The organism is Nocardia sp. NPDC004278, assembly GCF_053602975.1.
Map to the genome: position 1 here is coordinate 63,521 of NZ_JBSGEQ010000019.1, position 23,775 is coordinate 87,295.

The 23,775-nt window shown below is 65.7% G+C and carries 20 protein-coding genes, 1 tRNA gene and 1 pseudogene; 10 read left to right on the top strand and 12 right to left on the bottom strand.

Annotated features, from left to right (window positions below):
- The first annotated feature begins 194 nt into the window (after positions 1-194).
- On the top strand, positions 195-1,409 hold the full coding sequence (locus tag ACWEO2_RS26525) for a L,D-transpeptidase (RefSeq protein ID WP_452407780.1): 1,215 nt from the start codon (positions 195-197) through the stop codon (positions 1,407-1,409).
- A 75-nt stretch (positions 1,410-1,484) separates the two neighbouring features.
- Here the strand turns inward: ACWEO2_RS26525 and ACWEO2_RS26530 are convergent, their stop codons facing one another.
- The 4 genes from ACWEO2_RS26530 to ACWEO2_RS26545 form a co-directional block, all read right to left on the bottom strand.
- Positions 1,485-1,787 carry a hypothetical protein gene (locus ACWEO2_RS26530; protein WP_355180978.1) on the bottom strand — a complete coding sequence of 101 codons (303 nt, stop codon included), beginning with the start codon at positions 1,785-1,787 and terminating at the stop codon, positions 1,485-1,487.
- Between the two features lie 173 nt (positions 1,788-1,960).
- Positions 1,961-2,350: a TauD/TfdA dioxygenase family protein gene (locus tag ACWEO2_RS26535; protein ID WP_452407867.1), complete on the bottom strand. Its 390-nt coding sequence runs from the start codon at positions 2,348-2,350 to the stop codon at positions 1,961-1,963.
- A 101-nt stretch (positions 2,351-2,451) separates the two neighbouring features.
- Positions 2,452-2,847 carry a hypothetical protein gene (locus ACWEO2_RS26540; RefSeq protein ID WP_452407781.1) on the bottom strand — a complete coding sequence of 132 codons (396 nt, stop codon included), beginning with the start codon at positions 2,845-2,847 and terminating at the stop codon, positions 2,452-2,454.
- A 108-nt stretch (positions 2,848-2,955) separates the two neighbouring features.
- The gene (locus tag ACWEO2_RS26545; protein WP_452407782.1) at positions 2,956-3,570 is read right to left on the bottom strand and encodes a TetR/AcrR family transcriptional regulator; all 615 of its coding nucleotides are present in this window, start codon (positions 3,568-3,570) and stop codon (positions 2,956-2,958) included.
- A 98-nt stretch (positions 3,571-3,668) separates the two neighbouring features.
- Between ACWEO2_RS26545 and ACWEO2_RS26550 the strand changes: the two genes are divergently transcribed.
- The 5 genes and pseudogenes from ACWEO2_RS26550 to ACWEO2_RS26570 all read left to right on the top strand — a co-directional run bounded on the left by ACWEO2_RS26550 (position 3,669) and on the right by ACWEO2_RS26570 (position 8,225).
- Positions 3,669-4,562, top strand: coding sequence for a metal-dependent hydrolase (locus ACWEO2_RS26550; RefSeq protein WP_452407783.1), 894 nt, complete (start codon positions 3,669-3,671; stop codon positions 4,560-4,562).
- Positions 4,562-5,639: pseudogene (locus ACWEO2_RS26555) on the top strand (PDR/VanB family oxidoreductase). The gene ACWEO2_RS26550 and the pseudogene ACWEO2_RS26555 overlap by 1 nt, the downstream one beginning before the upstream one ends.
- A gap of 29 nt (positions 5,640-5,668) precedes the next feature.
- On the top strand, positions 5,669-5,872 hold the full coding sequence (locus ACWEO2_RS26560; protein WP_452407784.1) for a hypothetical protein: 204 nt from the start codon (positions 5,669-5,671) through the stop codon (positions 5,870-5,872).
- A 2-nt stretch (positions 5,873-5,874) separates the two neighbouring features.
- Positions 5,875-7,338, top strand: coding sequence for a flavin-containing monooxygenase (locus ACWEO2_RS26565; RefSeq protein WP_452407785.1), 1,464 nt, complete (start codon positions 5,875-5,877; stop codon positions 7,336-7,338).
- Positions 7,338-8,225, top strand: coding sequence for a short-chain dehydrogenase/reductase (locus ACWEO2_RS26570; protein ID WP_452407786.1), 888 nt, complete (start codon positions 7,338-7,340; stop codon positions 8,223-8,225). Before ACWEO2_RS26565 ends, ACWEO2_RS26570 begins: the two co-directional genes overlap by 1 nt.
- Before the next feature lie 62 nt (positions 8,226-8,287).
- Here ACWEO2_RS26570 and ACWEO2_RS26575 read toward each other — a convergent pair whose 3' ends face one another.
- From ACWEO2_RS26575 to ACWEO2_RS26600, 6 genes are all read right to left on the bottom strand, one after another.
- Positions 8,288-8,740, bottom strand: a complete 453-nt coding sequence (locus ACWEO2_RS26575; RefSeq protein ID WP_452407787.1) for a hypothetical protein — start codon at positions 8,738-8,740, stop codon at positions 8,288-8,290.
- Positions 8,741-9,310: 570 nt separating this feature from the next.
- A complete protein-coding gene (locus ACWEO2_RS26580; protein WP_452407788.1) occupies positions 9,311-12,112 on the bottom strand; it encodes a DUF5682 family protein in 2,802 nt (933 codons plus the stop codon).
- Positions 12,109-13,227: an ATP-binding protein gene (locus ACWEO2_RS26585; protein WP_452407789.1), complete on the bottom strand. Its 1,119-nt coding sequence runs from the start codon at positions 13,225-13,227 to the stop codon at positions 12,109-12,111. The genes ACWEO2_RS26580 and ACWEO2_RS26585 overlap by 4 nt, the downstream gene beginning before the upstream one ends.
- Before the next feature lie 13 nt (positions 13,228-13,240).
- Positions 13,241-14,617 (bottom strand): vWA domain-containing protein, encoded by a 1,377-nt coding sequence (locus ACWEO2_RS26590; protein WP_452407790.1) that lies wholly within the window; start codon positions 14,615-14,617, stop codon positions 13,241-13,243.
- Between the two features lie 41 nt (positions 14,618-14,658).
- Positions 14,659-16,035 carry a hypothetical protein gene (locus ACWEO2_RS26595; protein WP_452407791.1) on the bottom strand — a complete coding sequence of 459 codons (1,377 nt, stop codon included), beginning with the start codon at positions 16,033-16,035 and terminating at the stop codon, positions 14,659-14,661.
- The gene (locus ACWEO2_RS26600; RefSeq protein ID WP_452407792.1) at positions 16,035-16,544 is read right to left on the bottom strand and encodes a hypothetical protein; all 510 of its coding nucleotides are present in this window, start codon (positions 16,542-16,544) and stop codon (positions 16,035-16,037) included. The genes ACWEO2_RS26595 and ACWEO2_RS26600 overlap by 1 nt, the downstream gene beginning before the upstream one ends.
- Before the next feature lie 591 nt (positions 16,545-17,135).
- Between ACWEO2_RS26600 and ACWEO2_RS26605 the strand changes: the two genes are divergently transcribed.
- Together ACWEO2_RS26605 and ACWEO2_RS26610 are read left to right on the top strand one after the other, a co-directional pair.
- Positions 17,136-17,957 carry an alpha/beta fold hydrolase gene (locus ACWEO2_RS26605; RefSeq protein WP_452407793.1) on the top strand — a complete coding sequence of 274 codons (822 nt, stop codon included), beginning with the start codon at positions 17,136-17,138 and terminating at the stop codon, positions 17,955-17,957.
- 29 nt (positions 17,958-17,986) lie between these two features.
- Entirely contained in the window at positions 17,987-18,757 is a 771-nt protein-coding gene (locus tag ACWEO2_RS26610) for a MerR family transcriptional regulator (protein ID WP_452407794.1), read from the top strand.
- 308 nt (positions 18,758-19,065) lie between these two features.
- On the opposite strand, the gene ACWEO2_RS26615 is transcribed toward ACWEO2_RS26610, so the two are convergent.
- Positions 19,066-19,138 (bottom strand) — tRNA-His (locus ACWEO2_RS26615).
- 55 nt (positions 19,139-19,193) lie between these two features.
- Positions 19,194-19,844 (bottom strand): oligoribonuclease, encoded by a 651-nt coding sequence (orn, locus tag ACWEO2_RS26620; protein WP_452407795.1) that lies wholly within the window; start codon positions 19,842-19,844, stop codon positions 19,194-19,196.
- A gap of 244 nt (positions 19,845-20,088) precedes the next feature.
- Between orn and ACWEO2_RS26625 the strand changes: the two genes are divergently transcribed.
- Both ACWEO2_RS26625 and ACWEO2_RS26630 read left to right on the top strand, forming a co-directional pair.
- Positions 20,089-21,933 carry a helicase HerA-like domain-containing protein gene (locus ACWEO2_RS26625; RefSeq protein ID WP_452407796.1) on the top strand — a complete coding sequence of 615 codons (1,845 nt, stop codon included), beginning with the start codon at positions 20,089-20,091 and terminating at the stop codon, positions 21,931-21,933.
- A gap of 145 nt (positions 21,934-22,078) precedes the next feature.
- Entirely contained in the window at positions 22,079-23,722 is a 1,644-nt protein-coding gene (locus tag ACWEO2_RS26630) for a S8 family peptidase (RefSeq protein WP_452407797.1), read from the top strand.
- Positions 23,723-23,775 lie beyond the last annotated feature (53 nt).

The following is a 23,775-nucleotide window of genomic DNA, read 5'->3' on the forward strand; positions in this document are numbered from 1 at the left end:
AAGTGATCTAACCGGTGAACCTGCCAGCGGCGGAGTGGTTTCACGTTGGATCATGCCTTCCGACCTGACAGAATGGCGGGGGCGTGATCTTGACCGGACTCCAACGGCGTTGCGGGAGGAGCTGTGTCGGTTGGATCCGACGCCATCGGTGCGCTGACGCGGCATCGAGACTTGAAACGGGGTTGAAGTTGAATATGAGCGTTGGTCGGGGTCGGCATCGGTTGATGCGAAAGATCACCGGACCTGCAGTCGTTTTCGCGGTGTTCGCGCTGGCCTTGACGGCATGCTCGTCATCCAACGCCGCGGACACCGCATCGGTCGCCATCGACCGCAATCCGATCACCGAACTGATGAAGCCCAAGCTGTTGTCCCCGGTCAAGGACGGTGAGGTTGGGGTTTCTCCCGGCATGCCGATGACGTTCAAGGTCGATGACGGCAAGTTCACCACGGTGACATTGATCAATCCGCAGGGGGCTCCGGTCGGCGGCAAGCTGGCCGCCGACGGGCGGAGCTGGGAGACCACCGAGGTGCTCGGCTACGGCAAGACCTACAAGCTCAAGGCCGACGCGATCGGTCTCGGTGGCGCGAACTCCACTGTGCTGAGTTTCACCACCAGCTCGCCGAACAGTCAGACCAAGCCGTTTCTGCTGCCCGGCGAGGGCGAGGTGGTCGGCATCGGCCAGCCGGTCGCCGTGCAGTTCGACGAGAACATCCCGGACCGCAAGGCCGCGCAGAATGCGATCAAGGTCACCACTGAGCCACCGGTAGAGGGCGCCTTCTACTGGGTGAACAATCGTGAGGTCCGGTGGCGGCCGGAGCATTTCTGGGCGCCGGGTACCAAGGTCACCATCGATGTGAACGTCTACGGCCGCAATCTCGGCAATGGGCTGTTCGGCCAGGACAACATCCACTCCTTCTTTACCATCGGCGATCCGACGGTCTTCACCGCCGACGACAACACCAAGCAGGTGACGGTGGAGATGAACGGTCAGGTGGTGCGGACCATGCCGACCTCGATGGGCAAAGACAGCACGCCCACCGATAACGGCATCTACATCGTCGGCGACCGTTTCGATCGGATCATCATGGACTCCTCGACCTACGGCGTCGCGGTGAGTTCGCCGAACGGCTACAAGACGCCGGTCGACTATGCGACCCGGCTGTCCTACTCGGGCATCTTCTTCCACTCCGCGCCGTGGTCGGTTGGCGCGCAGGGCTATTCGAACACCAGCCATGGCTGCCTGAACCTCAGTCCGGCGAATGCGCAGTGGGTGCTGCAGAACGCCAAGCGTGGTGACATCACCATCGTCAAGAACACGGTGGGCGGCACTTTGTCGGGCGTGGACGGTCTCGGTGACTGGAACATTCCGTGGCCGGAATGGAAAGCGGGTAACGCCGACAATCGCTGACCTCCTCGGATAGTGAAAAGGCCCCCGGCGACAGCTTGGGTTCACGCTGTCGCCGGGGCCTATTCACAGATCGGATCAGGGAATGACCGGGCCCGCTGTGCCCGCGCAACTGAGCGTCCCGCCGACCGCGCTGCCGAGGGCGGCGCACAATAGCGGCCCGCCGAAGAGCAGGCTCTCGAAGCCTTTCATGGCGGCCCCGGCCGATCCGGTCCCCGAGGAGCCGGTGGTGGTGGCTCCGCCCGCCGATCCGGTGGTGAGTGTGCCCGAGCCGGAACTGGATCCGGTGCCCGGCTCGACCGCGATATCCGCGGTTGCGGTACCGGTGGCGCCTGCGAGCAGGGTTGCGCCGACGAAAGCTGCGATTACCGCGGAACGCATCACGAACTTGGTGTCTTTCTGATCAACCGGAGTGGCGTCCTTGCGACACCTCCCTCGTGCCCGCAGTCTACGGAGTGAAAAGGAGATCTGTCACATAATCCGCCGAGTTGGTCGGAGCCCGGGATGCAGGGGCTTGACACCCGTGAAATCGGCTGCGCGGCACTCGTTTCCGGTCAGGCAACCTTGACGTTGGCGGTTGCGCGGAATTCTTCGCCTTCGACGATCTCCGAGGTGTATCCGGTGGGGCCGACCGGCCGGTCACCGATCAGGGTCACCCGGTGCAGCACTCGCTCGACGTCGAGGTGGCCGAGGTCCTGCGGACCCAGGTGGGCGGTGGCACGGTTGTCCCAGAACGCCACACTGCCCGGCTCCCACTTGAATCGGACGGTGTACTCCGGACGGGTGAGGTGCTCGTACAGCAGTTCCAGCAGTTTGCGGCTCTCGACCGCGGACAGATCGAGGATCCGGATCGTGAAACCGGGATTGACGAACAGCGCCCTCTCGCCCGTTTCGGGATGCACCCGCACGACCGGGTGGTGGGAGACGAGCAGGTTCGCCTTGATTCATCGAACGGCGCGCCCAATGCGCCGAAGCTCTGGGCACCCCCAACGCCTGAAGCTCAGCCGGAAGGTGTCCGGGCGCTTCGTTCGGTCGGGGGTTCTGCTCAGCCGTCGAGTTCCAGCAGTTCCCACTGCAGCAGGTCTTTCAGCGCGGGGTCTTCGGCTCGCCAGGCGCGAAATACCTTGTGTACGAGATCCATTCCGGTGAAGCCGTACATTCCGGTGATCCTGGCGCGGTAGTGCTTGTCCGGGCCGCCGTCGCGGAACTCGACGTCGTAATCGACGTCGACTTCCGCGTCGGCGTCGGGATCCTGATCACCGACGTAGTCGAGGTGGATCTGGAAGTAGAACTGGTTCGTCGGCTCGCGATCGAGCCTTTCGACGATCGCGAACATCCAGCGTGCGTTGAGGCTCGCGAATAGATCGTGCACCTCGGTATCGGTTGGATCGTCCAGCGTGCGTCCGCTCGCATCCATTGCTCGAAGTTTCGGTGCAGTCACGCCGACGATCGTAGCCTCACCGCCAATTCGGTTGCGTCACAGACGGACATGCCATGACAGGTCGTAGAGCGATGCCCAATATGGAGTAGCACAAGGCGGGCGCCCCCGTTATCCGGTGATGATCGGCACCAGATATTTTCGCGCGAAGGTCTCGAGGTCCGCCTCGGATTCGAGTGTGATCGTTCCGTGTGGCTGCAGGATGAACGAGTGCACGATGCGGCAGGCGATTTCGGCGCGGGTATCCAGGTCGGCGGCATCGGGTAGGAGCCCGTTTTCGACAGCGCTGCGAAGTGTGGTGGCCGTTGCCGCCACCGACATCGTGAATATGGGTCCGCCATCGGTGGTGAGTTGAGGTAGGACGCGTTCCGGTTCCAGTGCCAGCATCCGGTTGACGAGCGGATGCGTGCGCCACCGGGTGATCACCGTGACGAAGATGTCGGCGACGAGGGTATCGACATTGTCGTTGCGCGCGGATATTGCGTCGAGTTCGGCGAGCAACGACTCCACTTCGCGGGTCATCACCGCCCGCACCACATCGTCGCGGGAGCCGATCCGCCGATAGACGGTGACCCGATCGACGTCGGCCTGTCGTGCGATGTCCTCGATCGTCGTCTTCTTGACGCCCACCTTTTCGAACTGGATGAGGGCGGCATCCAAGATGCGAGCCGCCACCGAATCGTCGATCTCGGGCTTGTTCGTCGAGGTCGCAGTCGGGGGGCTCACGTCAATGAGGGTAGCAACAAATAGACGTTGTGCAACATTCTCAAACTATTTGTTGCTGCTACATTGCCATAGAAAATGTTGCAATGTACTGTCGATGCATGGTCGAGACCGTCGGTGTAGCGAAGCACCACTACCGCGATGAAGCGCACGCGATCAATGCTCGGGACGTCCACTTCGACTTCGAATCCGTTCCGATGCACTACATCCCGGGCGAGGTGCTGGCCACGCACATCGTCAATGTCATGCACCTTGTGCTGCCCGAGGGTGAGCGTGCGATGGCCAACTGTCTGGCCGAGGCATTGCCGCTGATCCAGGACGAGCGGCTGCGGGAAGAGGTTGCCGGGTTCATCGGCCAGGAGTCGATGCACGCCAGCAGTCATGAAGGTGCCCGCCGCCATCTGCAATCGATCGGACTCGACGTCGAGTCGTATGTGCGAAAGATCGCGTGGCTGGTCGACCGGATCCTCGGCGATCACGGTTTGACCGGACGCGCGAAGCGGGAGTGGCTCGAGGAGCGTCTCGGCCTGTTCGCCGGTATGGAGCACTACACCGCCGTCCTCGGTGAATGGCTGCTCGAGGCCGAGGTCCTCGAGCAGAAGGGCATGCATCCGACGATGTTGGATCTGGTCCGCTGGCATGGCGCCGAAGAGGTCGAGCACCGCAGCGTCGTCTATGACGCCTACATGTATGTGGACGGTGGCTATGCCCGGAAGGCGCGCACCGCGATCCTCGCCAGTGCGACGCTGTTGCCGCTGTTCATCATTTCGACGGCGTATCTGTACCGGAAGGACCCCGAGCCGAACAAGGGGCGGCTGTGGCCGCTGCAGTTCGTGAATGCCACGGTCCGCGGTGTCATCCCGAGCTTCACGGTGTTCTTCACCGAACTGCCGCGCTATCTGCGCCCGGGCTTCCATCCGTCGCAGCTCGGCCCGATGGACACCGCGCTGCGCTACCTCGCACAATCTCCCGCGGCGCGCGCCGCGGGCCACTGATGGGAACCGATACGGTGGCAACGGAATTCACGCCGCCCGCGAGCCTGCGTGTCCTCGGCGCGATGATGGATGCCTATCTGCGGGTCTTCGTCGCCGGTTCCGCCGCATCCGTGTTTGTCGCGTCCGAATCCCGTGCGCCGCAGCGGATTCGAACTGGATCTCGTCGTCGAACGGGTGCACATCGAGGCCGAGGATGTCGTGAGTCTGACGTTCACGGCAGCGGATGGCGGGCCATTGCCTGCTTGGAAGCCGGGATCGCACCTCGATGTGTTCCTGCCCTCGGGCCGTCAGCGGCAGTACTCGCTCTGCGGCAACCCGAGCGATCGCTTCCGCTATCGGATTGCCGTCCGGCGCATTGCCGACGGTGGCGGCGGATCCCGCGAGGTGCATGATGTGTTGCGTCCTGGCCTCGCGGTGCGGGTGCGCGGACCGCGAAATGCATTCACGTTCATCGACGCGCCGTCCTATTTCTTTGTGGCGGGCGGTATCGGGATCACGCCGATCCTGCCGATGGTCAAGGCGGCCGATGCCGCCGGAGCCCACTGGAAGATGGTGTACCTCGGTCGATCGCAGGCGACGATGCCATTCCTCGGCGAGTTGGCGCGGCTGCAGGGCGGCGAGCTCGACATCAGGCCCGACAGCGAATTCGGCATCCCCGATGTCGCCGAACTGATCACTCGGGCGCAGGCCGGTGCGGCGGTGTACGTGTGCGGTCCGCCGCCGGTGCTGGCCGCCGCACAGCAGACGATGTTCACCGTCAATCCGACGGGTTCGCTGCACACGGAACGTTTCTCGGCGCTACCGGTCGTGGACGGCAGAGAATTCGATATCGAGTTGGCACGCACCGGTGCGACCGTTCGGGTGCGAGCCGAGGAGACCGCACTCGCCGCGATCAGGCGCGAGATTCCCGGAGTCGTCTACTCCTGCCAGCAGGGGTTCTGCGGCACCTGCAAGGTCGCGGTGCTCGCGGGCGAGGTGGACCACCGCGACCGAACGCTGACCGAGGGTGAGCGCGACACCCACATGCTCAGCTGCGTATCGCGCGCGGTGGGCGATCGACTCGTCCTCGACCTCTGATCATGGCGTGGAAAGGACAACGAAGTCCCATGACGACAACCGTCAAAACGATTGCGGGCCGGGAGTTTTCCACCTTGGAGGTCCATGACCCCGCCACCGGGCGTGCGATGGGCAGCTACCGGGCGCAGTCCTGGTACCCGTCGCCGCTCGCGCTCACAACGTTCGCTCGCAGCGCGACCATCGACACCGTCGTCGACCGACTCGCTGCGGTATTGCATGGAAGGACCGGCTGACCATGGCCACCGACACTGAACGCCGGCACATCGTGATCGTCGGGGCCGGTTTCGCCGGAATCGGTCTGGCGATAAAGCTGCGCGAAGCCGGATTCGACGATTTCATAATTCTGGAACGTGCCGATGACCTCGGCGGCACCTGGCGCGCGAACACCTATCCGGGCTGTGCGTGCGACGTGCCATCGCACTTGTACAGCTACTCCTTCGCCCCGAATCCGAACTGGTCGCGCACCTATGGTCGACAGGAAGAGATCCTGGCGTACCTCCGTTCGGTCGCGCAACGACACGATGTGGTGCGCCACATCCGCTACAACGCGGAGATGCTCGATGCCCGGTGGGACGATGCCGAATCGCTGTGGCAGGTCAGCACCGTAAGCGGAGACTTCACCGCGGACTTCGTGATCTCCGCGACCGGGGTTTTCAGTGAGGCGAAATACCCGTCACTGCCGGGGTTGGAGACGTTCCAGGGCAAGGCATTTCATTCGTTGCACTGGGATCATGAGCACGATCTGACGGGGGAGCGGGTCGCGGTGATCGGTACGGGTGCCTCGGCCGTGCAATTCGTGCCGGAGATCCAGCCCAAGGTCGGCGCGCTCACCCTGTTCCAGCGCTCGGCGCCGTGGATCGTGCCGCGCATGGACCGTAGGACGCTCGGCTTGGAACGGCAGCTGCTGCGACGACTGCCCCTGGCGGGCAAGGCGATTAGAGGCGGTTTTTATACGTTGATCGAGGGCTTCGGGCTGATCGGGTTCGTGGACAATCGATTCCGGCACCCGTACGAACTACTCGGCAAGTGGCAGCTGCGCCGTCAGGTCCGCGATCCGCGGCTGCGCAAGGTGCTGACCCCGGACTACATGATCGGCTGTAAGCGGGCGATCTTCTCCGACGCGTACCTGCCCGCACTCGATCGCGACAATGTCGAGGTCGTCACCGACGGCATTGCTGAAGTGCGCGCGCACTCGATCGTGACGCGGGGCGGTGTCGAGATTCCGGTCGACACCATCATCTATGGCACCGGATTCGAGCCTGTCTCCGCGGCTTTCGGACGATTCACCGGACGCGATGGCCTTACCATCGCCGAACTGTACGAGAAGCGTCCGCAAAGCTATCTCGGCAGTGCCCTGTCGGGCTTCCCGAACTTCTTCTTCACGCTCGGGCCCTTCGGAGCGGCCGGGAACCAATCGGCGATCTACATGATCGAGTCGCAGATCGCCTACATCGTGGACGCTTTGCAGACGATGCGGGCCGCAGGTGCTCGCCGCGTCGAGGTGCGGCCGCAGGCGCAGGAGGCGTTCCTCGACGAGATGGCGGAACGAAGCCGCTCGACGGTGTGGCTCACCGGCGGATGTCGCAGCTACTACCAGACACCAGACGGCCGCAATGCGGGCCTCTACCCGAACTGGAGTTTCGAATACCGCAGCCGCACAAGCCGATTCGACGCTGATGCCTATGAGGTGAGTGCCTGATGGATATCGGACAGCTCAACCCGCTGCGCTGGATCGGCGGCCCGGCATATGACGTGCGCGGCAAGGCGGTGCTGATCACGGGTGCCGGACAGGGCATCGGCCTGGAACTGGCGAAGATCCTGTACGCCCGTGGGGCCTCGGTCGCGTTGGTGGACATCGATGCGGGGGCCGCCCGCGCCGCGGCGCAAGCACTCGGTGCTCGGGCATATGCGATCGCCGCCGATGTCGCGAATCGCGTGTCGATGGACGAGGCCATCGCGGCGACGGTGGCCAGTTTCGGCCGCCTCGACGTGGTGGTCGCGAATGCGGGTGTGGTCCCGCGTCCGGCGACATTGCGGACCATCGACGGCGGCGATTTCGACCGTGTCATCGGCATCAATCTCACCGGTGTGTTCAATACGGTGCATCCGGCTCTCGACCATGTCATCGCCGCGAAAGGTCATGTGGTGGTGGTTTCGTCGGCGGCCGCCTTCGCGCCCGGTATGGGCGGTGCGCCGTACATGATCAGCAAGGCGGGCGTCGAGCAACTCGGGCGTGCACTGCGGGTCGAACTGGCCGCGGTCGGTGCCACGGCGGGTGTGGCCTACTTCGGCGTTGTGCAGACGGCCATGACGCATGACACCCTCGACGAAGACGAGTTGGGGCGCGCACTCGGGGACATGCTGCCGTGGCCGCTCAATGTGCGGATCACCGCTGCCGAGGCCGCCGAGACCATTGCCGACGGCATCGGTCGGCGGGCCGCGCGGACCATCGCCCCCACCGGCTGGGAGCCGTACGCCCTGCTGCGCGGCGCGGTGAATGTGGTGCTGGACAACCGACTTGCCCGCGATGCCGGGGTGCAGGCGCTGGTCCGGGCGGTCGAAGCGCGCAACGGTCGGGCTGTATGACCGTGTCCACTGACATGAAGGCCCCTCACCCACCCGGGTGAGGGGCGTTCATTGTTGCTGGATCAGGTGAATGTGGGGTGAGCCGACCACAGGATGACGAACGCGAGCATGCAGGTCGCGCTGGTGATGTGGTCGCGAAGGATGAGGCGGGCCAGGCGGGACTGTTCGGGGAGTGGGTCTGTGCGAGAGCCGAGTCGGACCGCGTTGGGGACGGTACGGAGGGCAGCCGGGGCAATTGCCGCGAGGGCCAGTACGAGTGCGAGAAGGGGGAGCCAGAGGGGATGGTGGCCGCGGAGCAGTTCGAATACCAAGCCTGCCAAGAGGATCAGCATGACCAGGGCGATCAGGGTGCTCATCGGGCGGGATGTGGTGGTGGCCCGATGGTAGTAGGCGGTGATGGAATCCAGTACTTCGGTGGGTAATTCGGGCTCCGCGCGGTGGCGCAGGACTTGGGTGTCGAAGATCAAATCCATCCAGAGGATGGCCAGGAGGAATCCTCCGCACGTGGTGAGCATGGGGGGATGCTAGTGGCGGTAGGTTGTGGCCCGCTGGTGTCCAATACCGACGAGCTGGTTGTCCTCGTCGGCACCGGCGAGATCGTCTACGCCTGACCCCAAGAAACGAATCGAATTGCCCGCCGCTGGGAGAACAGTGCCCGACGATCCCGGTACCGCAAGGCGAGCATATCGACCAGGTCCTGGTACATGTCCGGTGTGACCAGGGTGCCGTGTAGAACCACGAGTGGCGGCCCGTACCCCTGCAGGTGAAAGACGATGCGGGTGCCGTGCGTCGACAACTTGGTGGAATCGGTCGGTCAAGCCATGGTCTTTACCCGCCGAATGCCTATCGGCACGATCCGTATTGCTGGCCCTTCGACCGTCCAAGTGTTCGAGTTGTGAAGCGTTAGGCCCACTTAGATATACAGGTCAGGCCCGGTGGATCACCGGGCCTGACCTGTTCTGTTCGAACCGACCCCACGGTTCCCCCTTTTTTTCGCTGAAGCGGGGCTGTGGCATGTGTTTTGGCCGGGCCGGTTCGGCGGCCGCCCGGCCGCCCATTTCGGGGACGAACCGGCCGGGCCCGCGTCAGGTTCGCGCGGCTGACACTGCGAGCTGCGCCGCCAGTGCGGCGGCGGTTGCGGGGAACCGGTCGAGCAAGCCGGTTGCCTCGCTGTTTCCGGCCGGTCCGGTCTCCTGCCAGCCGCCCTCGACGCCGAGCAGTCCGGCGAGCGCGTCGCAGGCGGCGGGGTGGGCGGCCAGTAGTTCGGTGACCGGCCCGCGCGGTGCCGCCGCCACCGGCTTTGCGGCCGTGGTGGATTCGACCGACCAGGGCGGAACGAAGGCGTCCACGGCGGGCAGTGCGCCGGGGAAGGTGCGGCCCGCTTCGCGGACCAGTCCCGGGATCAGGCCGCCCGCCTGATCCTTCAGGGTGGTGATGAGCTTCGGCAGCCACGGCAGCAGCACCGTGTCCGGCAGCGTGCCGAAGGCCTTCGACAATAGCTCCACTACAAAGGGTTTCAATGCCGGAGCCGGGTCGATGGCCTGCACGAAACCGCTCACGTACTGCGGAACCGTCGGCAGTACCAGGGGATTGGCCAGCATCCCGTCGCACCGCTCGCGCAGCTCGGCCATGGTCAGCAGGCCGAGTTGGAACCGCGCCGCCCACAGCAGGGCCACCTTGGCCGGCGCCTCCGGATGCGATTGCAACACCGCCAATTCCAGCTGGGTGTGATCGCAGCCCAGCGATAGCGCCAGGTTCTCCATCCCGAACAGGAAGCCCAGCATGGCCGCCACCTGCGCCGGTCCGGTCTCCTCGGCGGCGAAGGCGGTGGGCAGCAGGGTGCAGTAGTGCGCGTACCCGGCCGTCACGAACCGTTCGCACCACGCCGGCAGGCCGGCTTCGGTGGAGCGGAAGTAGTTGAGCAGCAACCGGATACGCCGAAGCACGACGGGCGCATCGTCGACCGTTCGCTCGGCGGCGAGGAGGTCGACCGCGCGATTGCCCAGCTCGTCGGCGAGCCGGACCGATCCCAGATACACCAGCGCGTCCTCGACCGCGCCCAGCGCCACCGCCGCTGTCGCGTCCGGTGCGGCGACCGCACGCCGCAGGCGCTGCTCCAGCACCTGCTCCACCGACACGCCCTCGTAGCCGAGTTCCACCAGCGAGCGCTGGTATTTGCCGAGCCCGATATCCCAGCTCTCCTGGATCGAGGTCGCACCCAGTCCGCGTGAACCCATGATGGGCCGCAGCGCGTCCTGTGGCAGCAATCTGCGCAGCAGCCACAGCAGATCCGAGCACGGCCGCAGGTCCGGATTCGCCTTCAGGTCCAGCAGCGCGCGTTGCAGTGTCCGCTTGGACAGATCCAGTCCCAGTGGTTCCAGCCGGTCGAGCACATCGCGGGCCAGCGGTGGCAACGCGGCGTATCCGACCTGGCCGATGCGGTCGCCGCCGAGCAGGATTTCGCACAGCCGCCGCACATCACGCCGTCCCGGCACCCGGTCCTTCTCGACGCAGGTGACGGCCGCGTCCTGGAAGTCGTACGGCGTCGGACGGGCGCGATTGCGCAAGCCCGCCAGCAGGATCGAGGTCTCGAAGATGGCGATGGCGTCGGCGGTGCTGGCCAGGTACCCGTTGCGCCGGGCCAGCCGGACGATATCCACCGACCATTCCAGCAGTTCGGCCTCATCGAGTGGGTCCAGCACCGGCGGCCGGGACAGAAAACCCGAAAGCTGGTCCGTCACTTCGGCTTCCGGTTCCGCCGGCAGCAGCGACGGTTTCTTGGCGCGCTTCTTCGTGCCCTGTTGGCCCTCCAGCTGGAACGACTGCAATCTGCCGCGCCGCAATCCCTTTGCCCAGGTGGCCGCCGCGATCGACACCGCGCCGCCGGCCAGCCCGAACTGCGCCTCGATGGCGGAATGGCTGGACGGGATCAGCCCGTAGTGCCACTTGGTGGCCGAGCGCGACGAGATCTCGAACGCCGCGTCCGACTCCAGCCCGAACTGTTCGACCGGGCTGGCCGCATGGGCCGCGCCGCACACATATAACACCTGTGCCGGATCGATGTCGGTGGCGGCCAAGTGTTCCCGCATACGGGTCCACATGTACCTCTCACGGTCCTCGTCCTCGACGGTGCTGCCGCGCCGCAGCCGCCGGAACAGGCTGCCGATCATCACCATGACCTGGCGGTAGGTGTCGTAATCGGCGTCCACGAGGGGCTGTTCCACGTACTGGTCCCACCATTCCGACCAGTGCCGGACCTTGCCGTGGTGCAGCAGGTGTTCTTCCAATTCGGCGAAACGCGGCCGCAGATCACCGATTTCGATGCCGACCGCGGCGCCGTGCAGGCCCTCGTCCTCGGGCGGCTCGTCGTCGGCAGGTGTTTCCGACTCCGCCTTTTGGGGAGCCCACTGGAAGACGTGATCGGTGGACCGATCCACCAGCACCAGTTCGACACCCGGCGTATCGAGCGCATAGGCGATGGCCTGGTACTCGGCCGACGATTCGGTGATCGGCGCGACCACCGACAGCGGTGCCCATTCCGCCGGGAAACCCTCGACATCGGTGGCGAAGGCCTGCAAGGCGACTGGCAACCGGCAGTTGCGCAGTTCGTCCAGCAGCGGCCGCATGTCTTCGCACAGTTCCAGGTAGATGACGCTCGGCTGCTTTTCGCGCAGCCGCCGCACCATCGCCAGACCGGAGGCGGGTGAGTGGTGACAGACCGGGAAGATCTCCAGCCGCTCCGATAGCGCCCGGTCGACATCGTCGACCATGCCCGTCAGGATGTCGCCCGCCGCCCCCATTCCGGCGAACGCGACGGCGGCGTCCGCCAACTGATCCCGCAGCGCGGCAAAGGTATTCGGCGTGGACCGGGTATCGGAGACGATCACGACAGCCTCGCGATGGCCGCCCGGCCGCCCTCCAGGAATTCACCCCAGACGGCATTGCCCTTCTTGTCCTTGGTGCGTGGCTCGACCACGCCGTGCAGGTACTTGTTGAGAATGGCCAGGTCCTCGGGCGTGCGCCGGGCCAGGGACCCGACCAGCGAACCGGCGAGGGTCTCGGCGCGCAATTCCTTCGCACCGAAGAACTGGCTGTGCAGGATGGCGTCCTCGAGCACACCGATCTGCTCGGCGGTGGACAGCGCCGACTCCAGCTTGTCGTCGTCGCTGGTGGCGGCGGCCGCGGCGGCGCGCAGATCGGCGAAGCTCTCCAGCAGGATGTCCAGCAGCGTGGGTGGCAGTTCCAGTTCGAGGGAATGGCGGCGCAGCAGTTCCGCGGTGCGGAAACGCACGATCTCCGCCTCGCTCTTCTTGTTGGACACCACCGGAATGCGCACGAAGTTGAAGCGCCGCTTGAGCGCCGAGGACAGGTCGTTCACACCCCGGTCGCGGCTGTTGGCGGTGGCGATGATGGAGAAGCCCGGCTGCGCGAACACCACATTGTCGTCGTCGAGCTCGGGGATGGAGACGTACTTCTCCGACAGGATGGAGATCAGCGCATCCTGCACGTCGCTGGTGGAGCGGGTGAGCTCCTCGAAGCGGCCGATCACGCCCTGCTCCATGGCGGTCATGATCGGGGACGGGATCATCGACTCCCTCGACTGCCCCTTGGCGATGACCATGGAGATGTTCCACGAGTACTTGATGTGGTCCTCGGTAGTGCCGGCGGTGCCCTGCACCACCAGTGTGGAATTGCGGCTGATGGCCGCGGCAAGCAGCTCGGCCAGCCAGCTCTTGCCGGTACCCGGATCACCGATGAGCAGCAGACCCCGGTCCGAGGCCAGGGTGACAATGCTGCGCTCGACGAAGCTGCGGTCGCCGAACCACTTCTGTTCCACCTCGCGGTCCAGTCCGTCGGCGCGTTCGGAGCCGAGAATGAACAGCCGCACCATCTTCGGGCTCAGCCGCCACGCGAACGGCTTGGGGCCGTCGTCGATGGACTCCAGCCAATCCAGTTCTTCGGCGTACTTGACCTCGGCGGGGGCGCGCAAAACGTCGTTCATAATGGCTGGTCTCCTAGTCGAGAAAGTTCTTGAGTTCGTGCACGAGCTTCTGGATGCGTCCGGAAATCACCGGGGTGCCAAGGTTTTTGAATCGTTCACGGAACCAGGGGTTGACGCTCTGGTGGCCGGAGCTGTTCACCGAGCCGACCGGGATGAGCTTCACCCCGGAGCGGTGCACCGCCTCCATGGCCTCGAACAGCGGCTGGGAGCGGTCGAACTCGTAGAAGTCTGAAATCCACACCAGCACAGTGTTTTTCGGGTCGGTTATCTTGGGCTGGGCCATGGCCATGGCGACCGGGCCGTCGTTGCCGCCGCCGAGATTGGTGCGCAACAGCACCTCGAACGGGTCGTGCACCCACGGGGTGAGATCCAGGGCGCGGGTGTCGTAGGCGATGAGATGTACATCCACCTTGGGCAGGCCCGCGAAGATCGACGCCAGAATGGTGCAGTTCACCATGGAGTCGACCATGGAACCGGACTGGTCCACCACCACGATCATGCGGGCGGGGACGGTGCGCTTGGCGGTCTGGCGGTAGTAGAGCCGGTCGACGTAGAGGCGCTCGTCCTGGGGGTTCCAGTTGGGCAGGTTCTTCCAGATGGTCCGGTCCACGTCCAGGTTGCGCAGGATCCGCTTGGGCGGGACCGAGCGGTCGACGGTGCCGACGCTGGTCTGCTGCACCTGGGTGCGCAGGACTTCGGCGACCTCGTCGATGTAGCGGCGGATGAGGCGTTTGGCATTGACCAGGGCCACGCCGGACAGATTGTGTTTGTCGCGCAGCAGTTGTTCGATGAGCGACATGCTCGGGGTGAGCTGGGCGGCCAGGTGCGGATCGGCCAGCACTTCGCGCAGCCGCATGCGGGACACCAGTTCGCCTTCCAGACCGGTGAGCACGCCTTGTACGGCGCCGGCCTGCTCCTCACCCAGGCAGCGGCGCAGCCAAGTGGCATCGGACTGCCAGCCCGCCAGTTGGGTGGCGCTGACCTGACCGGAGCCGGTGGCGAAGACGTTCAGCAGCAGCTTGGAAACCAGTGCGGCGGTGCGGATATCGGCCGCGCCGACGGGCCGGGGCGAAGCGGCTTCGGCCTCGTTACCGGCGTCCTCGGCTGCGGAGTCCACGGTCTCGGCTGTGGAGTCCACGGTCTCGGCTGTGGAGTCAACTGTCTCGGAGAAGTCGAGGCTTTCGAACTCCGCCTTCATCTCCGGATAGCGTTGCACCACATTGTCGATGGAAATGCCCGGATCGAGCACGGCCAGCGGCAACCCCAGATCATCGACGATGCCCGCGCTCGCCTGTTCCAGCGTCGGTTGCTGATCCGCATTGAAGACGCCGGCCAGTAGACGCCAGTACAGGATCTGGCGTCGCGTCTCATGATTCGGCCCACCCGTCACCCGACCGCCACCTCCCATGGAATCGCTTCGCGATGCTGTAGTCATTTGCGCAGCAACCGTCCCGCGCGTTCACGCAACACCGCCACGGCGTCGCCCGACTTGGCCTGTGCCTTGGCGACTTTCGGATCGGTCGGGCCGAGCGCCCAATCACCGTTGTGGAAGGCGGTGAGTGCGCTCTTGACCTTGCGCCGCACCGCCAGCGGTCGCACCGACCAGCCGCCGGCATCCCAGCGCAGCAATCCGATCATGGCGCTGGAGCCGGTCACCCCGGCCGGAGTGAGCGGACCGGCGGACGGCAGCGCGTCCAGTTCCACCCGAATCCGCTGCTCACCCAACTCCAGCGCACCGTCGCGGAACCGATACCCCTCGAGCAGAACCGGTTCGGCGATGTGCACCGGATCGCGATTCAGCGGCGCGACGGCCGGGGCCTGCGCCTGCGGCAGCTGCACGGTGGCGGTGACGAACGGATCGGCGGCATCCCCGGCCTTGGCCTGATCGTCAGCCCACAGCAGGTCACCGGTCGCCGTCAGCGGCATCTCGGTGAGCTCCAGCGCGCGCTGCTCGGCCAACGCGGTGAGCAATTGCCGATGCGCGCCCAGCAACTGCCAAACCGCTGGTCCCACAATGGTGTCCACCTTGGCCGCCGCCACCGACACCAACACCCGGCGGGCCGGTGTGCCCGCGACTTCCAGCACGCCGTGCACCTGTGCCTGCACCGCGGTCCCGTGCTCGTGTAGGTCCACGCCCAGTAGCAGCAGCCGACCCGAAACCGACTCGGTCACGGCGGATTCCGCGCCGCGCCAGGACAGCAGCAGGGCGCGCGTCCAGAGATCGGCCCAGCGTCGCGCGGGCACCCGGTCCATGGTGGCGATCGGCGCGCAAGCGCCCAGTTCGGCGGTGAAGCCGTCCAGCAGCATCGCCAGCCGTCGCAGCGCGGGTTCGGCCAGCAGCGACTCTACGGTTTGATCCGCGGCCGCCACCAGGTCGTGGTCCACGCCGCGCCATCCGGCTATGGCCAGTTCGCCCAGCCAGGCGCGGGAACCCGTCGCGAGTGGGCTCGGGGTGGCTTGATCCAGTTCAATTGACCACTCGGATCGATTGCGGCCCATGGCCGTATCGGCTTGGTCGACCAGTGCGTCGTGCACCGCGCCCAGCAGGGCGGCACGGGCGGCGGCCAGCGCTGACAGCTCGTCCGTGCCGATTGCCCCCGTGCTCACCTTCGACACCGCCGCCGTAACTGCCTCGGCCAGTGGCGAACCCGCCACGGCCGCGGCCAGCGCCGCCAGTGCCGCGCTCTGCGGTTCGGAAACCCGGGCGAAGCCGTTGACCAACGCGGTATCGAAGCCGCTCACCGCGTCCAGGGCCGCCGCGACGCCGTCGGGTGTAGCCGCCAGCGCGGCCAGTTGTACAGCCTGCATCAGCGACCCACCCCCGCCGGGAACCAGTGCAGTTCCGGGATCGGCGTCGCGCTACCCGGCAGTTCCAGGTAGGTCAGATGCCGCAGGAACCGGCTGAACACCGCGGCGGCGGGAGCCGGGTCGCGAGTTCCGTTGAGGCAGTGCGCGAGTCGGGTGCCCTCGGGGACCTCGACACGCAGGAACCGCGCCACCCGGTCCTGCCCGTACTGGAGCACCGCTTCTTCGATGAGTGCGTCCAGATGCTTGCAGACCCACCCCTGGTTCAACCCGCCGCACGGCCGGTTGTTATTGGTGCTACAGCTCAGCCCATGCGTCCCCGCGGTCACCGACGCCACGTACACGCGTGAAATATCGGAGCCACTCGACACCACGCCCTGGACGCGTCCGTCGGCTAGTTCCACGAACGGCACCTTGTTCAGTTTGCGCGGTGCGACGGCGGGCAAAACCCGTACGACAGAAGCACTTTCCCAGGCCGGTTCATCCGGCGTGGCACTCGGATTCGAGGCCATCGTTCTCCCTCCCGGTCGATCACGATGCGCCCAAGATAGGTGACGGCACCGACAAGTGCCGTCCCATCCCCGAATCGGCTGGTGAAGAACACTTCCGCGCCGGCTTCCAGGCCCACCCGGCGGCGATGGCGACCGCCATGAACTGAGCGCGCGCCGCATACGATGCGGTCATATTCCGGTTCCCCGCAACGCAATTGCGATGCGAGTGCATCAGCGACCGCGTCGACCGGCTAGTCCACTGGCGGCGGGGACGGCAGAGGCAGGATCACAGTCGGGAAGAGCCGAGACAGCGACGAGTCGCGGCAAGCTGATGATCGCCACGAAACAATTCCTCGAGCGTAACCGCACACCACCGTTCGGGCTCGCTGCCAGTTGGGTCATTACCGTCCTTGGATTCACGATCAGTGTCGTTCGAACCAGCCGCCGATGCCGCGGTCGATACCGCATGCTGCCTGCTGTGGCTTCCGACCGTGCGCAAGCGGGGCTTTTTGCTGACGCAGGCTGATCGTTTTGTCGATTGCCGGGGGGTGCAGCGGACAGGTCGTCCGACGGTTGACCCTGACGCAGGGGCAACCTCTCAGCATGGTTGGCATGACTACGGAAACCATTGCGATGCGGCACTTCACGGTTCACCACGACGGTGTCACGATCCCGGTGTCGCGCGGCGGCGAGGGACGACCGCTGGTCCTGTGCCCTGGGCTGACTTCGACACAGGTCGAATTGCACGAACTCATCGAGCTGCTACGGCACGATCACGACGTTTTGACCTTCGATCTCCGCGGCCATGGTCTTTCCTCGGCCGCCGACCGGTACTCCTTCCAGGCGTTCCTCGGTGATCTCGCCGCCGTGATGGCGGAGATTCGACGCCTCGACCTGCCCTCGGCGCCCGTGCTCGTGGGCCACTCGCTGGGCGCGGATCTGATCGTGCACTACGCCGCCGAATGTCCTGACATGGTCGCCGAGCTCGTTCTCATCGACGGGGCGAACCCGGTGCCCGAACCCTTCATCACCCAGGCCGACCTGCCGGAGTTCCGCGCAATGCGGGAGAATTTGGCGACGCAACTCGAGGCCGAGCGGGGCACCGCGCGTCAGGTGTTGCTCACCGCACAGGCATTCCTCGACCTCGATCTCGAGATCGAAGTGGTTCGGTCCGGAATCCTCGACCAGTACCGGCGGATCGACTGTCCGGTCACCATGATCATGTCGAGCTCGATGGCCGGCGACAGCGGCGAGGGGCGGGCACCGTGGCGCAACCAGAACTGGCGCGCCGGCATCGAGCGCCTCGTCCGCGAGCGGCCGCATATCTCCACCTGCTGGCTCGACGCCGGTCACGGGCTCGTCATTACCCACGCCCCGGAAATCGCCCAGATCATCCGGAGCACACAAGGCCCGGCGGGCCAAGCGGCCTCGTAAACAGCTCTCAGGTCCAGGAGACTGATCCGATGCTGACGATCGGCGAGCTGGCGTCCTATGCCGGAGTGACAGTGCGGGCGGTGCGGCACTATCACGCCAAGGGGCTGCTGCCGGAGCCGGAGCGGGACCACTCCGGTTATCGGCGGTACGACGCCGGCGCCGTGGTCGAATTGATCAAGATTCGGATCCTCGCCCAGGCCGGAGTCCCGCTGGCGCGCGTGCGGGAGCTGCTGCAGGCTGACCCGGAGGGGTTCGCGGCGGCGGTCGCAGACATCGACGACCGGCTACGGGCGGAGATCCGAGAGCGGCAGCGGCACCGCGAGCGGATCGCCCGTCTCGCCGCCGGCGACAGCCTGGCGCTGCCACCAGAAGTCGTCGAGTTTCTCGATCGACTGCGGGCACTCGGGGTCGACGAGCGGATCGTCCAGGTCGAACGCGACGGCTGGATCCCGCTGGCCGCACACTCACCCGAACAAGTCCCGGAGCTGATGGCACGCAAGCGCAAGCAGATCGCCGACCCGCGGTTCATCGACTTCTATCTCACCCTGGGCCAGGCTCTCGACCGGACCGACGACGACCCGAGGCTGGTCGAGCTGGCCGACAGGACGGTCGCCTACATCACGCAGACGGCCGACGAGCAGGGCGAAGACTATGTCGGCGGCGGCATCGACCCACCGCTCGCCAAGCTGCTGGACACACTGGCGCTCGATACCACGCCGCAGGTGGGTCGGCTGATCGAACTGCTGACGAAGCGAGGCTGGACCGGCTGGACCAAGCTCGAGCGCGTGGACCCAACATAAGCCGCGGCCCAACCCAACGCTCTGCCACTAGGTGATATGGCCCTGCTCGCTACCCACGACCTGGGTCACCTGGCGCCCTCACTTCACGACCGGCTTTGTTGTCACCGCGAGCGGTGTCCCAGTGGAATTTACGTCGGCTGCGGAATCCGACGATATGGGCTGCCGGTTTGTCCCCAACGGGTTCCTACGCCTCGTTCGAGGGTGCTCGTGTCCCGCTGTGCGAACCGGGCGGTCCTACCGTTCTACCTGCGGAAATGAAGAAGGTGTGAACCGCCTCCCTTGGGATTCGGTTCACACCTTCATACAGGGGTGAGTGACGGGACTCGAACCCGCGACAGCCAGGATCACAACCTGGTGCTCTACCAACTGAACTACACTCACCATCGCCGGTGAATTACCAGCGCGGTCGATATTAGCGTGTCAACCCCTCGAGTCCCTAATCGGTTTCTGACGTGCCGTTTTGTCCGGCCGCATCGGCGCTCTTCACGGTTCCGCTCAGTTCGTTCGCGATGGCGGCGATCTCCGCGGTCGACGGGCCGGGGGTGGGGACGAAGGCGGTGCGTCGGTAGTACTCCAACTCGCGGATGGACTCCTTGATATCGGTGAGGGCGCGGTGGGTGAGGCCCTTCTCCGGCTGGCCGAAGTAGATGCGCGGGTACCAGCGGCGGCACAGCTCTTTGATCGAGCTCACGTCGATCATCCGGTAGTGCAGATGCGAATCGAGCGCGGGCATATCGCGGGCGATGAAGCCGCGGTCGGTCGCGATCGAATTGCCCGCCAGCGGGACCGTGCCCGCCGTCGGGGCGTATTCGCGGATGTAGTCGAGCACCTGCTTCTCGGCGTCGGCGAGGGTCACGGTGGAGCGGCGCACCTCGTCGGTGAGGCCGGAGCGCGCATGCATATCGGCGACCACCTGCGGCATGGCGGCCAGCGCCTCGTCATCGGCGTGGATGACGATATCCACGCCCTCACCGAGAATATTGAGGTCGCTGTCGGTCACGAGCGCGGCCACCTCGATCAGCTTGTCGCTGTCCAGGCGCAGGCCGGTCATCTCGCAATCCATCCACACCACGTATTTATCGGACACCAGAGCAACCTTAGCTGTGTTTATCGGCGATGCCTTCGGCATCGGCGGATGCCCGCTCTCGCATTGCTCGAAACCGGCGGCTATACCGGTGCTTTCTGCGTAATAAGTGCACGTCACCAGCGGGTTGAGCCGGCTCGACCGCAGGGGCGGCGATAGAGTTTGGATGAGATCGGCGTAGGCGTTTTCGACATGACAGCTAACACTGCGGAAGCAGTGCGAAGTCAGACCAGACGGAGGACGCGCGATGAATACAGGATCGCGGAGCGATTCGATCGGGGGTGGTCGGGAGCCGGGTGGGCCGACCCCTCAGGAGAGGGCGGCCGCGGCCAGGAAGGCAGCCGAGGAGGCGGCGCGCGTCGCAGCGGAGGCGGCCGCGGCGGCCGAAGCCGCCGAGCGCGAGTTGGCAGAGCAGGAGGCGGCGGCCGCGACCGCCGATCCGAATGCGGCGCATGCGGTGGTGCAGGCCGGTGCCGCGCAGTCGAGGGCCGCCGCGACGGCCGAGACGGCGGCCGCCAGTGCCGCGGCGGCCGAAACCGCGAAGGCGGCGGCAGACGAAACCGAAAGGGCCGCAGAGCAATCCGTGGCGCAGGAGATCGCCGCCGGGTACGCGTTCGACGGAGTCGCGCTGGAGCTTGGCGCCATTGTCGTCGACGGCGCGGTCGATTCGACTGCGCGCGTACGGATTCCGATGCGCACCATGAACCGGCACGGTCTGGTTGCCGGTGCGACGGGTACCGGTAAGACGAAGACGTTGCAGGGCATTGCCGAACAGCTCTCCCGGGCCGGTGTGCCCGTGGTGCTCGCCGATATCAAGGGTGACCTTTCGGGGCTCGCGCAGCCGGGTGAGGCGAATGACAAGCTCAGCGCCAGAGCGGCCGAAACCGGCGCGGCGGGTTGGGCGCCGTCCGCATTTCCGACCGAATTCGTCTCGCTCGGGACCGGCGGAGTCGGGGTGCCGATCCGCGCGACCATCACCGCATTCGGGCCGGTGTTGCTCAGTAAGGTGCTCGGCCTCAACGAGACCCAGGAGTCCACGCTCGGGCTGATCTTCCACTGGGCGGACAAAGCGGGGCTCGGCCTGCTGGATCTGAAGGATCTGCGTGCGGTCATCACCCATCTCACCAGTCCGGAGGGCAAGGAAGATCTCAAGGGCATTGGCGGCGTTTCGGCGGCGACCGCGGGTGTCATCCTGCGTGCGCTGGTGAATCTGGAGGCCGACGGCGGCGATACATTCTTCGGTGAGCCCGAACTGGATCCGACGGATCTGCTGCGCACCGCGGGCGGCCAGGGTGTGATCACGCTGTTCGAACTCGGCGCCCAAGCGGCCCGGCCGGTAATGTTCTCCACCTTCCTGATGTGGGTGCTCGCCGATCTGTTCCAGACCCTGCCGGAGGTCGGCGATGTCGAAAAGCCCAAGCTGGTCTTCATTTTCGATGAGGCACACCTGTTATTCGCCGATGCCTCGAAGGCATTCCTGGAGCAGGTGGAGCAGACGGTCAAGCTGATCCGATCCAAGGGCGTGGGCGTTTTCTTCTGCACCCAACTGCCCACCGATATCCCGAATCCGGTGCTCTCCCAATTGGGCGCGCGCATTCAGCACGCACTGCGCGCCTTCACCCCGGACGATCAGAAGGCGCTGTCCAAGACGGTGCGCACGTATCCGAAGACCGGGGCCTACGACCTGGAGAAGGCGCTCACCTCGCTGGGCACCGGTGAGGCGATCGTGACGGTGCTCTCGGAGCAGGGCGCCCCGACTCCGGTGGCGTGGACCAGGATTGCGCCGCCGCGCTCGCTGATGGACACCATCGGCGATGAGCAGATCAAGTCGCGAGCGCTGTCCAGTGTGCTGTCCGCCAAGTACGGCCAGACCATCGATCGAGAGTCGGCCTACGAGATACTCGCCGCGAAAGTCGCTGCGGCGCAACAGGAAACGGAGCCAGCTCCGGCACCCGGCCGTGCCCCTGAGGCGGAGGAGTCGGCGGCCGAGCGAATCATGCGGAATCCGGCGGTGAAGAGCTTCCTGCGTTCGGCGGCCACCGCCGCCGGGCGCGAGATCAGCCGCAGCATTTTCGGCACCCGTAAGCGCTGAGGGGCGCCACCCGGGTGGAAATCCGGACCCGTTGTTTGCCGTCGGCGGGTCCAGTCATTTTCGAGTAGCCGGTACTCGATACATCGTCGCTGGTCAGCGCTATTTTCGCGGTGGTGTTCGGGGCGGAGACAGTTAAGGAGTCGTCATGCCTACCGTAAACTTCGGGACCAAAAACGATCCCGGTTTCCCATTGCAACAAAGTCCGGACCTGATCGCGGTCCGAACCCAGAACAAGCGTCCGATTCCCCGCTCCATCGGATCGGTCCGCACACCGCTGAGCGGTGAACTCGATGACGCGGCACTGGTGGTGTCCTATCCCGAGGCCGGCGTGCAGGTCTATCGGGTGCCGCCCGATTCGCGGTCGGTCGCCGCGCGCAAGTCGGTGCTGGCCGCCGCGCCGGAGGTGCGTTTCGCCGGTCACGTGCTCGTGGATCCGGTGAGCGAGGAGCCGGTGCTCTACACCGAGAACATCTTCGTGAAGTTCACCGACGACGCGAAGCCCGAGCAGTGTCGCAGGGTGCTCGACGAGGCGGGTCTGCGGATCAAGGAAACGGTGACATATGCGACCAACGCGTATTTCACCAGCGCGGCCGAGGGGACCGGGCAGCAGGTGTTCGATATCGCGAATGGGCTGCTGAGCCGTGACGATGTCGTCTATTGCCATCCTGAGCTGATCCGGCGTCGCTCCCGCAAGACGATCTTCCCGCAGCAGTGGCATCTGAAGCCGACCACCATCGGCGGCGTCGCGGTGAACGCGCACGCGAATGTGGAAGCGGCCCATGCGATTACGCGCGGCAATGGCGTCACGATCGCGCTGATCGATGACGGTGTCGATATCGACCACCCGGAATTCGGCGGGGCGGGCAAGGTGGTCGCACCGCGCGACGCGACCCTGCAGACCAGCAATCCGCGCCCGCGCGATTCGAACGGGACCGGACCCCGGGACGGCGATAATCACGGCACCGCCTGCGCGGGTGTCGCCTGCGCCGATGGCACGCTCGGTGCCTCCGGCGTGGCACCCGCCGCCCGGCTGATGCCGATTCGGCTCGCCTCCGAACTCGGGTCCCAAGCGGAGGCGCGCGCCTTCGTGTGGGCGGCCGACCACGGCGCCGATGTCATCTCGTGCAGTTGGGGCCCCGCCGACGGCGTCTGGTTCCGACCGAACGACCCGGCCCACAATCAGGTGGTGCCGCTACCGGCCAGCACGCGATTGGCGATCGAGCATGCGGTGACCAATGGTCGCAATGGCAAGGGATGCGTCGTGCTGTTCGCCGCGGGCAATGGCAACGAGTCCGTCGACAATGACGGTTACGCGAGTTTCCCGAAGGTGATCGCCGTCGCGGCCTGCAACGACACCGGAAAACGCAGTGTCTATAGCGATTTCGGCAAGGCGGTCTGGTGCGCGTTCCCGAGCAGCGACTTCGGGCATCCGCCGTTCCATCATCCCGACGCTTTGACACCCGGTATCTGGACCGTCGACCGGCACGGTGCCGCCGGGTACAACGTCGGCACCACCGATGACGGCGATGCCGCCGGAAACTTCACTAATAGCTTCGGTGGTACGTCGAGCGCATGCCCCGGGGCGGCCGGTGTCGTGGCCTTGGTGCTGTCGGTGCACCCGGATCTCGCGTCACACGAGGTCAAGGACCTGTTGAAGCAGTCATGCGACATGATCGATCCGCAGCACGGCGGATACGGCGCGGACGGGCACAGCGCCAAGTACGGCTTCGGCCGTCTCAATGCGCTCACCGCGGTGCAGACGGCGAAGAAGCTGCGTGGGCCGAACTGAGCGTCAGGTCACGCTGCGCGGGGAGCGTTCCACCATGTCGAAACCGTAGTCGA

Coding starts and splice junctions, on each gene's coding strand:
- ACWEO2_RS26570 (WP_452407786.1), top strand. CDS start 7,338: ATGGATATCGGACAGCTCAACCCGCTGCGCTGGATCGGCGGCCCGGCA.
- ACWEO2_RS26605 (WP_452407793.1), top strand. CDS start 17,136: ATGACTACGGAAACCATTGCGATGCGGCACTTCACGGTTCACCACGAC.
- ACWEO2_RS26585 (WP_452407789.1), bottom strand. CDS start 13,227: ATGAACGACGTTTTGCGCGCCCCCGCCGAGGTCAAGTACGCCGAAGAA.
- ACWEO2_RS26595 (WP_452407791.1), bottom strand. CDS start 16,035: ATGCAGGCTGTACAACTGGCCGCGCTGGCGGCTACACCCGACGGCGTC.
- ACWEO2_RS26565 (WP_452407785.1), top strand. CDS start 5,875: ATGGCCACCGACACTGAACGCCGGCACATCGTGATCGTCGGGGCCGGT.
- ACWEO2_RS26560 (WP_452407784.1), top strand. CDS start 5,669: ATGACGACAACCGTCAAAACGATTGCGGGCCGGGAGTTTTCCACCTTG.
- ACWEO2_RS26600 (WP_452407792.1), bottom strand. CDS start 16,544: ATGGCCTCGAATCCGAGTGCCACGCCGGATGAACCGGCCTGGGAAAGT.
- ACWEO2_RS26630 (WP_452407797.1), top strand. CDS start 22,079: ATGCCTACCGTAAACTTCGGGACCAAAAACGATCCCGGTTTCCCATTG.
- ACWEO2_RS26550 (WP_452407783.1), top strand. CDS start 3,669: ATGGTCGAGACCGTCGGTGTAGCGAAGCACCACTACCGCGATGAAGCG.
- ACWEO2_RS26525 (WP_452407780.1), top strand. CDS start 195: ATGAGCGTTGGTCGGGGTCGGCATCGGTTGATGCGAAAGATCACCGGA.
- ACWEO2_RS26575 (WP_452407787.1), bottom strand. CDS start 8,740: ATGCTCACCACGTGCGGAGGATTCCTCCTGGCCATCCTCTGGATGGAT.
- ACWEO2_RS26610 (WP_452407794.1), top strand. CDS start 17,987: ATGCTGACGATCGGCGAGCTGGCGTCCTATGCCGGAGTGACAGTGCGG.
- ACWEO2_RS26625 (WP_452407796.1), top strand. CDS start 20,089: ATGAATACAGGATCGCGGAGCGATTCGATCGGGGGTGGTCGGGAGCCG.
- ACWEO2_RS26530 (WP_355180978.1), bottom strand. CDS start 1,787: ATGCGTTCCGCGGTAATCGCAGCTTTCGTCGGCGCAACCCTGCTCGCA.